The organism is Actinoallomurus acanthiterrae (genome assembly GCF_054775715.1).
Genome location: NZ_BAAHCO010000001.1, coordinates 988,415 through 1,000,463, shown reverse-complemented (window position 1 = coordinate 1,000,463; position 12,049 = coordinate 988,415). Strand labels below are relative to the sequence as shown.

At 69.6% G+C, this 12,049-nt stretch carries 12 protein-coding genes; 4 read left to right on the top strand and 8 right to left on the bottom strand.

Annotation, left to right across the window (positions count from 1 at the left end):
- Window positions 1-486, bottom strand: a complete 486-nt coding sequence (locus tag ACYVF7_RS04910) for a DUF4352 domain-containing protein (RefSeq protein WP_460335500.1) — start codon at window positions 484-486, stop codon at window positions 1-3.
- Between the two features lie 170 nt (window positions 487-656).
- On the opposite strand from ACYVF7_RS04910, the gene ACYVF7_RS04905 reads away from it, so the two are divergent.
- Window positions 657-2,537, top strand: a complete 1,881-nt coding sequence (locus tag ACYVF7_RS04905) for an N-6 DNA methylase (protein WP_460335497.1) — start codon at window positions 657-659, stop codon at window positions 2,535-2,537.
- Between the two features lie 118 nt (window positions 2,538-2,655).
- Window positions 2,656-4,110 (top strand): serine/threonine-protein kinase, encoded by a 1,455-nt coding sequence (locus ACYVF7_RS04900; RefSeq protein ID WP_460335494.1) that lies wholly within the window; start codon window positions 2,656-2,658, stop codon window positions 4,108-4,110.
- Window positions 4,111-4,153: 43 nt separating this feature from the next.
- On the opposite strand, the gene ACYVF7_RS04895 is transcribed toward ACYVF7_RS04900, so the two are convergent.
- The 7 genes from ACYVF7_RS04895 to ACYVF7_RS04865 form a co-directional block, all read right to left on the bottom strand.
- A complete protein-coding gene (locus tag ACYVF7_RS04895) occupies window positions 4,154-4,381 on the bottom strand; it encodes a helix-turn-helix domain-containing protein (RefSeq protein ID WP_460335491.1) in 228 nt (75 codons plus the stop codon).
- A gap of 86 nt (window positions 4,382-4,467) precedes the next feature.
- The gene (locus ACYVF7_RS04890) at window positions 4,468-4,842 is read right to left on the bottom strand and encodes a type II toxin-antitoxin system RelE/ParE family toxin (protein ID WP_460335488.1); all 375 of its coding nucleotides are present in this window, start codon (window positions 4,840-4,842) and stop codon (window positions 4,468-4,470) included.
- Window positions 4,843-5,065: 223 nt separating this feature from the next.
- The gene (locus ACYVF7_RS04885) at window positions 5,066-5,512 is read right to left on the bottom strand and encodes a hypothetical protein (protein WP_460335485.1); all 447 of its coding nucleotides are present in this window, start codon (window positions 5,510-5,512) and stop codon (window positions 5,066-5,068) included.
- Window positions 5,513-5,547: 35 nt separating this feature from the next.
- Window positions 5,548-6,324 carry a hypothetical protein gene (locus ACYVF7_RS04880; protein WP_460335482.1) on the bottom strand — a complete coding sequence of 259 codons (777 nt, stop codon included), beginning with the start codon at window positions 6,322-6,324 and terminating at the stop codon, window positions 5,548-5,550.
- 16 nt (window positions 6,325-6,340) lie between these two features.
- Window positions 6,341-7,603, bottom strand: a complete 1,263-nt coding sequence (locus ACYVF7_RS04875) for an ABC transporter permease (RefSeq protein WP_460335479.1) — start codon at window positions 7,601-7,603, stop codon at window positions 6,341-6,343.
- Window positions 7,600-8,343, bottom strand: coding sequence for an ABC transporter ATP-binding protein (locus tag ACYVF7_RS04870; protein WP_460335476.1), 744 nt, complete (start codon window positions 8,341-8,343; stop codon window positions 7,600-7,602). Before ACYVF7_RS04870 ends, ACYVF7_RS04875 begins: the two co-directional genes overlap by 4 nt.
- Window positions 8,340-9,548: an efflux RND transporter periplasmic adaptor subunit gene (locus ACYVF7_RS04865; RefSeq protein ID WP_460335473.1), complete on the bottom strand. Its 1,209-nt coding sequence runs from the start codon at window positions 9,546-9,548 to the stop codon at window positions 8,340-8,342. Before ACYVF7_RS04865 ends, ACYVF7_RS04870 begins: the two co-directional genes overlap by 4 nt.
- Window positions 9,549-9,727: 179 nt before the next feature.
- On the opposite strand from ACYVF7_RS04865, the gene ACYVF7_RS04860 reads away from it, so the two are divergent.
- Together ACYVF7_RS04860 and ACYVF7_RS04855 are read left to right on the top strand one after the other, a co-directional pair.
- A complete protein-coding gene (locus ACYVF7_RS04860) occupies window positions 9,728-10,990 on the top strand; it encodes an efflux RND transporter periplasmic adaptor subunit (protein WP_460335470.1) in 1,263 nt (420 codons plus the stop codon).
- A 123-nt stretch (window positions 10,991-11,113) separates the two neighbouring features.
- Window positions 11,114-11,977 carry a lysostaphin resistance A-like protein gene (locus ACYVF7_RS04855; protein ID WP_460335467.1) on the top strand — a complete coding sequence of 288 codons (864 nt, stop codon included), beginning with the start codon at window positions 11,114-11,116 and terminating at the stop codon, window positions 11,975-11,977.
- Window positions 11,978-12,049 lie beyond the last annotated feature (72 nt).

The window sequence follows — 12,049 nt, the reverse complement described above, 5'->3', positions numbered from 1 at the left end:
TCAGCCGACCTCGGCGCGGACGGCCTTGGTGAACAGCGGGTCGGTCATCGCGATCGTCTTGGCCCGGAACTTGCCTTTGCCGCACACGAACCCGGTGGCCTTCTCGCCCTGCGTGATCGTCGTCGTGTCGATCGCGCCCTCGTACTCGCCGAGCGCGTCGGAGGCGTCGTGCTTGGTGCCCCCGGTGTCGGTGATCGAGAAGTACAGCGGGTTCACCTCGACCTTTTTCGCCGACTGGTTGGTGACGGTCACCTTGACGCAGCTGAGGGCGCCGTCGGCCAGGGCGTTCTTCTTCGGAACGGCGCGTTTGGCGGTCAGCTTGACCGGGACGGGCTTGGCCGCCTTCTGCTGCTTCTGACCTGCGCTCGTGGGCGGCGCGGTGGACGTGGCCTCATCTTTCTTGGCGGTGCCGCATCCGGCCAGAAGCACGGTGCCGGTCAGTGCGACGGCGGCGAGCAGCGAGCCCGTTCGGGGGATGGACGACATGACAGAACCTCCGTGAACACATCTGGGCAATCCGGTGTCACAAACCAGACTCTTGTGTGACTGGTTGCCAAGTAGAGCATCTGTTAACTCGAATCACAACCGCTTTGATTGTGTCGACAGACACGAGACCCGGCTGTAACCTTCGGAGGCCATCGGTGAGGAGGGATGTTGTGCGAGACGACACCACCGTGACCACGTCGGACATCGCCCGGGTGGCGCGGGTGAGCCGGGCCGCGGTGAGCAACTGGCGGCGCCGTTATCCCGACTTTCCGAAGCCGACGGGCGGCACCCCGGCCAGTCCGGTGTTCTCGCTGGTCCAGGTCGAGGTGTGGCTACGCGAGCAAGGCAAGATCGGCGACGTCCCGTTGGAGGAACGGGCGTGGCAGCTCCTCCGTGAGGCCAGTGGCGAACTGGAGCTGGGCACGGCCATCCGGAAGGTGGGCGCGTTCCAGCGTGGCGGCACACGGATCGAAGGGCTGAGCGACCGGACGGCCGCGAAGCAGCTGGAGATCGACCAGGGAATGGTGCCGCTTCTGCGGGCCGTGGAGGAGCTGGCCGGCGCGTGGGGTGCCGCCGAGGCGTTCGAGTTCCTGGTCGAGCGCTACCTGGAGATCCAGTTGCCACGGCCGACCCTGACGTCGCCTCAGGTCGCCGGGCTGGTGGCCGAGCTGCTCGATCCAGGCACGCGGTCGGTGCTGGATCCGGCGTGCGGGACCGGCGCACTGCTGCTGGCCGCGCACGAAAGGGCACCTCGGCGGCTTTACGGGCAGGAGCGGGACGGGTCGCTGGCCGGGCTGGCGGAGACACGGCTGGCCCTGCGTTCCGTGCATGCCGAGATCCGCAGCGGGGACTCGCTGCGGCGCGACGCGTTCACCGGCGTCGCCGTGGACTCGGTGGTGTGCGACCCACCGTTCAACGAGCGGCATTGGGGTTACGAGGAGCTGACCGCCGACCCACGTTGGGAGTACGGGCTGCCGCCCCGGATGGAGTCGGAGCTGGCGTGGGCCCAGCACGCGCTCGCGCACCTCAACCCCGGCGGGCTGGCCATCATGCTCATGCCGCCTGCGGCGGCGGGACGCCGTTCGGGGCGGCGCATGCGCACCCAGTTGCTGCGTCGCGGCGCGCTTCAGGCGGTGATCGCGCTTTCTGGCGGCCACTATCTGTGGCTGCTGCGCAAGCCGACGGGTGATCGGCCGGTCGGTCTGCTGATGGTGGACGGCGCGGACGACGCGGAGATCGTCCGGATCTGGCGGGACTTCCAGGCGGGCCGGGATGTGAATCGGCCCGGGGTGAGCCGATCCGTGCCGATCATCGATCTGCTGGGCGAGGAGGTCGACGTCACCCCCGCCCGGTATCTGTCCGCGTCCGCAGGGCAGCCGGCCGAACAGTTCTTCCAGACGCGCGAACGGCTGGCAGCGCTACTCGGCAAGCTGTCGGGGCTGATGCCCGAGGTGGAGCCGGTGAACGACGTCCAGGAGCTGACCGTCACGACCGTCACGGAGCTGGCCCGCATCGGCGCGCTGACCGTCCACCAGGCAGCGGCGCGCGGCGAGACGAGCGGGGTGGAAGCGGGGAGACCACTGCTCACCGCCGAAGACGTGGTCCAGGGGCGCGAGCCGACCGGCGTGGTCGTGCCCACGAGCAGCGAGGCCGACTCGATGGTCACGCGTGGCGGGGACATCGTGGTGACGGTCGTCTCTCGCCGGTTCGCGGCGCGGGTGGTACAACGCGGCGGCGCGCTGCTCGGCCCGCAACTGTCACTGATCAGGGTCGATCCCCAGGTGCTCGACCCGTACTTCCTCGCGGGTGTCCTGCACAGCACCGCGAACGTACGGTCGTCGGCGCTGCCGTCGACGAGCGGTCGGGTGGACGTCCGCCGCGCGAGCGTGCCGCGTCTGCCGCTGGACGAGCAGCGCCGGTACGGGGAGGCGTTCCAGCGCCTGGAGGCGTTCGTGTCCGCGGCGCGCAGTAGCGCCCTGCTCGGCGAGGCGATGGCCCGGCTGCTCGCGGACGGCATCGCAGAGGGCGATCTGCGGGCGACCGGAGACTGATACGGGCCGCCTGCGACCGGAGGCTGATACGGACCGCCTGCGGCCGGCGTTCGCTTCTCGATCCCGCCGAGCTGCGGACTACGTCAGACTGATCCCCGTCCATACGGAAGGGGTGCCAATGACGCAGCTGCTCGGCGGGCGATACCAGTTGACAGCCCCGCTCGGCCGGGGCGGCATGGGCCAGGTGTGGGAGGCGGTCGACCGGCAGCTGGAACGACGGGTCGCGGTCAAGCTGCTCACCAACGAGGTGATCGCGCGACGGTCGGATCCACGGGAGCTGGTTCGCCGCTTCGCGCGGGAGGCGACACTCACCGCGGGCCTGCTGCATCCCGGGGTGCCCGCGGTGCACGACGCGGGCTCGGCCGAGGACGGCCTGTTCCTGGTGATGGAACTGGTCGACGGCTGCACGGTCGCCGATCTGGTCGCCGAGCAGGGACCGCTGCCGGTGCCGTGGGCGGCGGCGATCGCGGCGCAGGTCTGCTCGGTGCTGGCGATCGCGCACGAACGCTCGCTGGTGCACCGCGACATCAAGCCGCAGAACCTGATGCTGACCAGGGACGGCACGGTCAAGGTCCTGGACTTCGGGGTGGCGACGATCCTGGACGCCGCCGGGGTCGTCCGGATCACCAGCACCGGCGAGGTCGTGGGCACGCCCGCGTACATGGCGCCCGAGCAGTTGCGCAACGAGCGCGCCACCCCGCGCACCGATCTCTACGCTCTGGGCTGCGTCCTGTACGAGATGCTCGCCGGGCAGCCGGTGTTCACGGCGACCTCACCGCACGCCGTCGGCTACATGCACCTGGAGGAGGAGCCGTCGCCGCTGCATCGCGCCGACGTTCCGCGCCCGTTCGAGGAGCTGGTGCGCCGGCTGCTCGCCAAGGAGCCGCGACAACGCCCACAGGACGCCCGCGAGGTTTACGAGCGACTTCTGATGTTCGTCGAGGGCGCGTATCCGCTGGGTGACGTCAACCCGGCGGGACCCGTGCCGACCGGGATGCACCTCCATGCCCGTGTGCTGGCACGTCTCGCCGGGGCCGATGGGTCATCGCCATCGCCATCGCCTCAGCCGAGTCCCGCATCGCCGTGGGGCCCGCACCCGATGCCCACGCCGGGCTCCGCGCACACCCCGGATCCGATGTACATGCCGGGCCCGACGGTCGGCCATCACGCAACGGCTCACCCGCCGAGTCCCGAGGCGGCGACGTCGAAGCGCAGCGTCGGCTGGAAGATCCTGCACAGCCTGTGGATGACGCCGGCCCTGGCGTTCGGCTTCCTCACCTGGGTCTCATTCCTGTACGTCGGGATCCGGCACCGGCATCGCCCGTGGCTGATCGCCGCCGTGGTGTACGTCGTCCTGACCGCGGCGGGCGGCGTCCTCGTCCTGACGACCACCGACAAGAATGGACAGACCTCGACGCCCGCGGCGCTGTTCTGGGTGGTCCTGTTCCTCGGCGGCATCATGCACGCCGCCGGCGTCAACCCGGGCCGCCTGCGCCTGCGCGCACAATTGGACGCCTCCGGTCCGAAACACCCGTCAATGTCCGCGCATCCCGGACGCCAGCCGACCTACTGACCGCAATCAGCCCGGCTCGCCGGCTTGAGGTGCGGTCAGGACCTCACGCGACCACGAGCCATTCATCACCGAAGTTCGCCACGATCTTCAGCGTCCCGCCCAACGCCTCGACGTAGCGGGTGAGCACCTCGGTTCCTACATCGGTCACGCGTCCGTTCTCGATCTGGCTCACGCGGCCAGGCGAGACGCCCATGATCTCGGCGACTTGCGCCTGCGTCATGCCACGGCGCTTGCGGGCCTCGGCGAGTTGGTGGCCTCGCACTTCGGCCATCAGTTGCTCCCCGAGCGCAGCGATCCGCTCGGACTCGGCGGCGGCCTTGCCGTGCCTAGTGTCTCTCCACCGCGTCACGCCATCCATCAGCCCCGCCCCTCTCTCTTCCGTTCTCCGAGGTATCGGTCATAAAGTCGCTCGGCCAGCGGGATGTTCTCCGCGTACCATCGCGACCACCTGCCCGCCTTATCACCGGCGATCAGCAAGATCGCCGATCTCCAAGGGTCGAACACGAACAACACGCGCAACTCGCTCGATGTCGCCGAGCCAGGCCTCAACTCCTTCAGGTCGTGGAGCCTCGATCCTTGGATCCGGTCGACGAGCGGGCGGCCGAGAGCCGGGCCATTCTCCTCGAGCTGACTGATCGCCGCGACTACTAACTCGTAGGACCGCGGATCGATCCCTTCGAGATCATCCAGCCACTTGAGCACCTCATCCGTGAGGTAGATGTCCCAGACCATCCGCTCGCATCCTCTCCGACTTTAGCTATCTCTAAACATGAACGCCAGCCCTCCCCGGCTTCGATCGATACTCATAGCAATTAAGAAGCTACTTTTAGTTACAGTCGCGATAACCGGTGACCGCTGAGAACGGGCCACCTACGGCCGTGCCACCAGCGGACTGCGATGCTGGTGGCACGGCTCAGCGCGGTTACCAAGTACGGTTTGCGCTGATTCTGCGCGCCTAATGGTCAGGATCCGCCCTGGTTCGCGCCCTGACCGCCGGCGCCGCCCGGACCGCCGGGGCCGGCGCTGGGCGGAGTGAGGCGCAGGCCTTCGCGGCCTTCTGCTGGGCCGCGGACATGGTCGGCATGCCGCTCGGTCGGCCCGACGGCTTTCCCGTCGGTCTGCTGGTGGGCATGCCTGACGGCCTGCCGGTCGGTCTGCCGCTCGGGCCGCCCTGGCCGCCAGGCCCGCCGGGGCCGCGGCTGGGCATCTTCACGCCCTGTTTCTCCATGCACTGGCGGTAAGCGGCCATGGCGCTGGAGTTCGGGCGGCCGCCCTGGGCGGCCTGCCCGCCGGTCTGCGCCGAGGCCTTGTCGCTGCTGCCGCCACAGGCGGCGCTGAGCAGGAGGGTTCCGGCGACGGCCGTGCCGCCCAACAGTCGGATCGTCGTCTGCTTGGTGATCATGTTCTTCTCCTTTTGAATCGGGCTGCGCCGGACCGTCAGCCGCCGGCCGGCGTGTTCTGGGTGACGGATGTGGCGGTGAGGGTGCCGTCCGTGGCCTGGGTGCCTTGGACGACGACGGTGGTGCCGGTCTTGAGGGCGGAGGCCGGGCCGGTGCGCAGCACACGGAGGCTGGTCGTGCCCGTGACCTTGACGCGCACGACGCCGTTCGCGGTCTTGACGTAGATCGTCTTGCCGTCGACCTTCTGGACCGTGCCGGTGGTTGCCGAGCCGGTGGTTGCCGAGCCCGTGGTAGCCGAGCCCGTGGTAGCCGAACCGGTGGTGGCCGAACCGGCTCCGGCAGCTCCGGAGGTCCCGGCCCGGCCTCCGGACGTCCCGTTCGCGCCCGCCCGGCCGCCGCCCACGCCGGGCATCCCGCCGCCCGGCATGCCGCCGCCCGGCGTCGCGCGGGTGCCCTGGGCGGTGGTCGTCGCCTGGTGGCCGAAGTGCCGGTCGGCCTGGGCACCGATGCCGAACCCGGCCGCCAGCAGCGCGCCCGCGCCGAGGTAGGCGGTCAGGCCCGGGAGCCGCCGGCGTTTCGGGACCTTGCCGAGTTCGGCCTCCAGGTCGCCGTCGAACGGCGAGCCGGCGAGGATGTCGTCCCGAGTCACGGAGGCCGGGGGCGACTCCGGCCCGTCGTACGGCGCCCGGGACGCGTCCGATCCGTCGTACGGTGCCGGAGACGCATCTGCCCCGTCGTACGCATCCGCCGGCTCGTATGACGACCGAGGCCCGTCCGCATGCTCGTACGGCGTCCACGTTCTGCGACCGCTCACGGGGTTCTCCTTCGGGTCACTCATGGCGCAGGGCCTCGATCGGGCGCAGCTTCGCCGCGCGGTTGGCCGGGTAGCTGCCGAAGAACAGTCCGATCGCGACCGATACCCCCAGCGCGAGAGCGATCGAGGACGGCACGATCACCGGCTGGACGCCGACGACCTTGAACAGGCTGCCGACGACGCCGACCAGGACTCCGAGTACGCCGCCGAGGAGGCTGAGCACGGTCGCCTCCGCGATGAACTGGCCGAGGATCGCGCCCTTCGGTGCCCCGATGGCCTTGCGGATGCCGATCTCGCGGGTCCGCTCGGTGACGGTCACCAGCATGATGTTGGTGATGCCGATGCCGCCGACCAGCAGGCTGATGGCCGCGACGGCGCCGAGCAGCACGGTGAACGTCCGGCTGGAGGCGCTGACCGCCGACTGCAGGCTCGCCTGGTTCAGGATCTGGAAGTCGGCGCTGTTGGATCCGGAGATCTCGTGTCGCTGGTTCAGGATGTCGGTGATCTCGCTCTGGGCCTGGTCGGTGACCTTGGAGTTCTTGGCCTCCACGACGATGGAGCTCAGGGATCCGAAGCCGGTGATGTTCTGCTGGACGGCGGTGAGCGGGCCGATCGCGACGTCGTCGGCGTCCTGCATGCCGGAGGAGCCGGACTCCTTGAGCACGCCGACGACCGTGAACGGCGTGCCTCCCACGTTGACCTGCTTGTTCAGCGGGTCGACGGTGCCGAACAGGTCCTCGGCCACCGTCTGGCCGATCACCAGGACCTTCCGGCCGCTCGTCACGTCGTCGTCCGTGAACGCCGCTCCCCGGGCGATCTCCTTGTTCGCGGCGGCGAAGTAGGCGGGGTACGTCCCGACGAACTGGCTGATCGAGTGGCTGGTTCCCTCGTACGTGGTCGTCACGGACGAGGACGTCGTGACCGGGGAGGCGCTCTTGACGGAAGGGGCGTTGACCGGGTCGACCAGGGCCTTGGCGTCGTCGACGGTGAGGTCGCGGGCCTGGGTGCGCGGGCCGTTGGTCTGCTGGCGGCTCCGCATGCCGCCGAAGCCTCCGAAGCCGCCCGCGCCGCCGCCGGACGTCGACTTCATGACGGTGAGGGAGTTGGCGCCGAGCCGGGAGATGTTGTTCTTGATCTGCTCGGAGGAGCCGTTCCCGACCGCCACCAGCATGATCACGGCGCCGACGCCGATCAGGATGCCGAGCATGGTCAGCCCGCTGCGCAGCTTGTTGGCGGTCAGGCCGCGCAGGGCGAACCGCAGGATCTCCCAGGCGCTCACCGCACGCCCTCCACGAGCGACGCTGCGGGTGGCGGCCCTTCCACTCTGCTCTGCCGGCGGTCCTCGATGATCTCGCCGTCGACCAGCCGGATCACGCGCTTGGCGCGGGCCGCGACCTCGTCCTCATGGGTGATCAGCACGATGGTGCGGCCGGAGAGGCTGAGCTGGTCGAGGATGCCGAGAACGTCGGCGGTGGAGCGGGTGTCGAGGTTGCCGGTGGGTTCGTCGGCGAGCAGGAGCGCTGGCGCGGTGACGAGGGCGCGGGCGACGGCGACGCGCTGCTGCTGGCCGCCGGACAGCTCGTTCGGCTCGTGGCCGACACGGTCGGCGAGGCCGACCTGGTCCAGGGCGGCGAGGGCCCGCTGCCTCCGGTCCGCGGGCCGTACACCGCCGTAGGCCAGGGGCAGCTCGACGTTGGCGAGCGCGGACATCCGCGGGATCAGGTTGAACGACTGGAAGATGAACCCGATCCGGCGGTTGCGCAGGATGGACAGCCGGCGTTCGTCGAGCGCGCCGACGTCGGTGCCGTCGAGGAGGTAACGGCCGCCGGTCGGTACGTCGAGACAGCCGAGGATGTTCATCAGCGTCGACTTGCCGGACCCGGACGCCCCCATGATCGCGACGTAGTCGCCGCGCTCCACGCGGAGGGACACGCCGCGCAGGGCGTGCACGGCGGTGTCGCCGTGGCCGTACACCTTGGTCAGCGCCCGGACGTCGAGGACCGGGAGACAGGGCGTCACGGCCGTCCTCCCCCGGGACCGCCGCCCGGCGCGCCGCCGCCGATGCCGCCGCCCAGGCCGCCGCCACCGGCCCGGCCGAAGCCGCTCGAGCCGCTCGTACTGGTGGTCGTCGTCGTGATCTGGACCTGGTCGCCTTCGCCCAGCCCGGACTTGATCTCGGTCCCCTGGGTTCCCTTGACGCCGGTCTGGACGGGCTTGATCACCGGCTTGCCGTTCTGGAGGACGGTGACCGTGCTCTGCCCGCCGACGGACCGGACGGCCGCCGTCGGGACGTACAGGACGTTCTGCGCCGTGGCCGTGGTGACCTGCACGGTCGCGGTCTGGCCGATCCGTACGGAGCCCGGGATCTTCGTGAGGGTGACGGTGGCGCCGTACTGCACGACGTTGTTGCTGGTCGTCGGCGACATGTCGATCTGGGTCACCTTGCCGGTGGCGGTCACGCCGCTGAGCGCGTCGAAGGAGACGGTGGCGCGCTGACCGGCCTTCAACTTGATCGCGTCCGCCTCCGTGAACTCCCCGGTGACCTTGAGCTTCTTCGGGTCGGCCAGCTCGATGAAGCCGCTCCCGGAGGAACTGCTCGACGAGCTGCTCGTGGAGGAGGACGACGAGCCGCCACTGCCGCCACCGGACGGGCCGCCCGACGAGCCGGACCCGGAGCTCTGCGAGCTGGAGGAAGACGAGCCGGAGCCGTTGGAAGAGCCGCCGACCGTGCCGTTCAGGGTGGCGACCGTCCCGGAGAAGGGCGCGCGCAGCTCGGTGCCTGCGAGGGCACGGACGGCCTGGTTGTAGGCGTTCTTCGCCGAGACGTACGACGAGTAGCCCGAGGCGCTGGAGGTGTCGCCGTCCTCGGCGGCGCTGAGGTTCGCCTTGGCGGACTTGAGGTTCTCCTCGGCCGAGGTCGTGTCGAGGAGGGCGAGCAGCTCGCCCTTGGAGACCTTGTCGCCGGCCTGGACATAGATCTTGGCGACGGTGCCGGAGGTGGTGAAGGACAGCGACCGGCTCCGGGCGCTGTCCACCGATCCCGAGGCCGACACCGACGAGACCACGGTGCCGCGCACGACCCGCGTCGTACGGGTGAGGGCGGACGCCCCCGCCGAGTCGTCTCCGCCGGTCAGCGAGAGATATCCGACGCCGATGCCGGTGACCAGAAGCACGCCGAGCGCGCCGTTGACCACGAGGGATCTGCGCCTGAGTAGACGTTTCACCCCGCACAAGCTGGCGGCGCGAGGTTGAATTCCCCTAATCCGAAGATAAGAAAACGATGAGAGTGCGCTTCAAGGAAACTCTCATTTTCGGCCCAGACTTCCATCATCTGGGCTCGTCATCATGGCGCGCCATGAGATTTCGGGTGTCCGCGCCGAATTTCCGGCGTAAACGTACCCAGATGGCGACCGGCATATTCGGCGTCGTGGTGGTCGGCACGGTGACGGCCGTCGTCCTCGGCACGGGCGGCCGGAGCGGGGCGGCCGCGACCTACGCCACGGTGGCCGAGGGTGAGGTGACCGCCACGGCGGGCGCGGCGGGCAACGTCGCGAGCGCCGACAGCCGCGACCTCGCGTTCAGCACATCCGGAACGGTGAAGAAGGTGTACGTCAAGGTCGGCGCCAAGGTGAAGGAGGGTGCCCGCCTGGCACGGATCGACCAGACGAAGGCCCTGGAAGACGTGACCGCCGCCCGCGCGGCACTGACCGCCGCCGAGTCGGCCACCGCGACCGGGACCGGCGGGACGAGCGCGGGCGCCGCAGGAACGGGGGCGACCGGGAGCGGCACGAGCGCAGGCACCGCAGGCACCGCAGGCACCGCGGCGACCGGGAGCGCGACGAGTTTCGGCGCCGGAAGCGCGGGCGCCGCGGCGACGGAGAGCGGGGCGGTCGCCCTGGCGGCCTATCGGCCGACGGCGAGCGCGACGCCCACGCCGACGCCGTCGGCGAAGCCGAGCACGACGAAAAGGCCGTCGAGCCGGCCGAGCAGTACGCGGAATCCCGGCACCTCGAAATCGCCCGCCACCGGGAAATCGGGATCGCCGGGCGGAACCACGTCGACGGCGCAACTCGAGGCGCGGGTCATCCAGGCCAAGAACACCCTGACCCAGGCGGAACGCGCCCTCGCCGGAACGGTCATCAAGGCGCCGATCGACGGCACCATTCTCGCCGTGAACGGCCAGACCGGCGACACGGCGTCGGCCTCGTCCACGTTCGTCACCATCGGGGATCTGAACGAGCTGCAGCTGAAGGCGACGTTCTCCCAGAACGACGTGGCGCACATTCGCATCGGCCAGGAAGCGAAGATCACCCTCAGCACGGACAGCGCGAAGACGTACGCCGGGTCGGTCACGCACATCGACGCGAACGCCACGACCAGCGACCGGCTCGTCAAGTACGGGGTGATGATCGCGTTCGACGACGTGCCGTCGAAGGTGCTGATCGGCCAATCCGGGACCGTGTCGGTGACCACGGCGTCCGCGGCGGACGTGCTCTACGTCCCGTCCTCGGCCGTACGGACCGGGGCGAACGGCACCTCCACCGTCCGGGTGCGCCAGGGCGACCGGACCGTCACCCGTACGGTCACGGTCGGCGTCCGCGGCGACACGTACGTCGAGGTCAAGTCGGGCCTGTCGAAGGGCGAGCGGGTGGTGACCTCCGGCTGACCGGCCTCACCTCGACGTGGGGCGCCCGCCTCGTCAATAAGTCCAGGTGGTCCGAACGATCGACGGCACGATCATGCTCTCGGAGGAGCGGTCGGGACCCCTGTCAGCCCGACCATGATGGTCATGGTCCTCACCAATGCCGCTCGGAGACTGCCCGCATCGCTGATGACGTACGCGGGCGTGGCGGTGTTCGCGCTCGCCTATGCCTGGCGATTGAGCACCGGTAACACCGAGATCACCCAATCGTCCGACCCTGGCGCGGCCTCGTCCTCTCTCTGGACGGCGGTCCTGCCACCGCTCACCGCCATCGCCCTGGCCCGCCTGATCTCACCCGTGCGGAAGGTGCCGACGCCGTTGGCGGACCTACCCAGACCCCGGCTGCACCGGGAGTCCTGGCTCTTGGTCATGGTGGCCGCACTACAAGCGTTGGTCGCTCCGCTGACGCAGGGCGGTCTGTACCCGCTGGTCAAAGTGCTGTTCCTGCTGGTCATTCCGCTGGTGGCCCTCCGAGTGATCAGACGGGGCGGCCCCAAGGCCAAGGCCGTCCCGGCTCCGGTGGCCTGGCTCGCTCCGCTGCCCGCAGTCCTGGCGTGGTTCTTGCTCGCCCACGTCGGCCCGCTCGCGGTCCCGCTGACCCAAAACCTGGCCGATCCGGTCACCTTGGTGATCGGCTCACTGATCACGTTGCTGACCGCGAGCGTCCTGGAAGAGGTGTTCTACCGTGGCTGGCTGCAGACAAGGCTGGAGGCGCTGTACGGCAGGTGGCCGGCGATCATGGCCTCCTCCCTGCTGTTCGCGCTGATGCACTCCTCCCGTATCGAAGACGACGACCCTCTGCTGGGTCTGACCTCGATCGTCGCCGTCCAGGGCATGTTCGGCCTGATGCAGGGTTACCTATGGGCCCGCTACCGGAACTTCTGGGTGATCGTCTTCATCCACGTCGTCACCAACCTGGTCTTCGTCCCGCTGCTCATCGAGCGGCTGTGACAGCGGCTCCGGGAGGACGGCGGGCTCACGATGGCCCAGTACGAGATCCTGCACTGGGTCGACGAGTGCACC

Excerpts from the sequence above, each read along its gene's own strand:
- ACYVF7_RS04910 (WP_460335500.1), bottom strand. The coding sequence starts at position 486 with ATGTCGTCCATCCCCCGAACGGGCTCGCTGCTCGCCGCCGTCGCACTG.
- ACYVF7_RS04900 (WP_460335494.1), top strand. The coding sequence starts at position 2,656 with ATGACGCAGCTGCTCGGCGGGCGATACCAGTTGACAGCCCCGCTCGGC.
- ACYVF7_RS04895 (WP_460335491.1), bottom strand. The coding sequence starts at position 4,381 with ATGGCCGAAGTGCGAGGCCACCAACTCGCCGAGGCCCGCAAGCGCCGT.
- ACYVF7_RS04890 (WP_460335488.1), bottom strand. The coding sequence starts at position 4,842 with ATGGTCTGGGACATCTACCTCACGGATGAGGTGCTCAAGTGGCTGGAT.
- ACYVF7_RS04885 (WP_460335485.1), bottom strand. The coding sequence starts at position 5,512 with ATGATCACCAAGCAGACGACGATCCGACTGTTGGGCGGCACGGCCGTC.
- ACYVF7_RS04860 (WP_460335470.1), top strand. The coding sequence starts at position 9,728 with ATGGCGACCGGCATATTCGGCGTCGTGGTGGTCGGCACGGTGACGGCC.
- ACYVF7_RS04855 (WP_460335467.1), top strand. The coding sequence starts at position 11,114 with ATGGTCCTCACCAATGCCGCTCGGAGACTGCCCGCATCGCTGATGACG.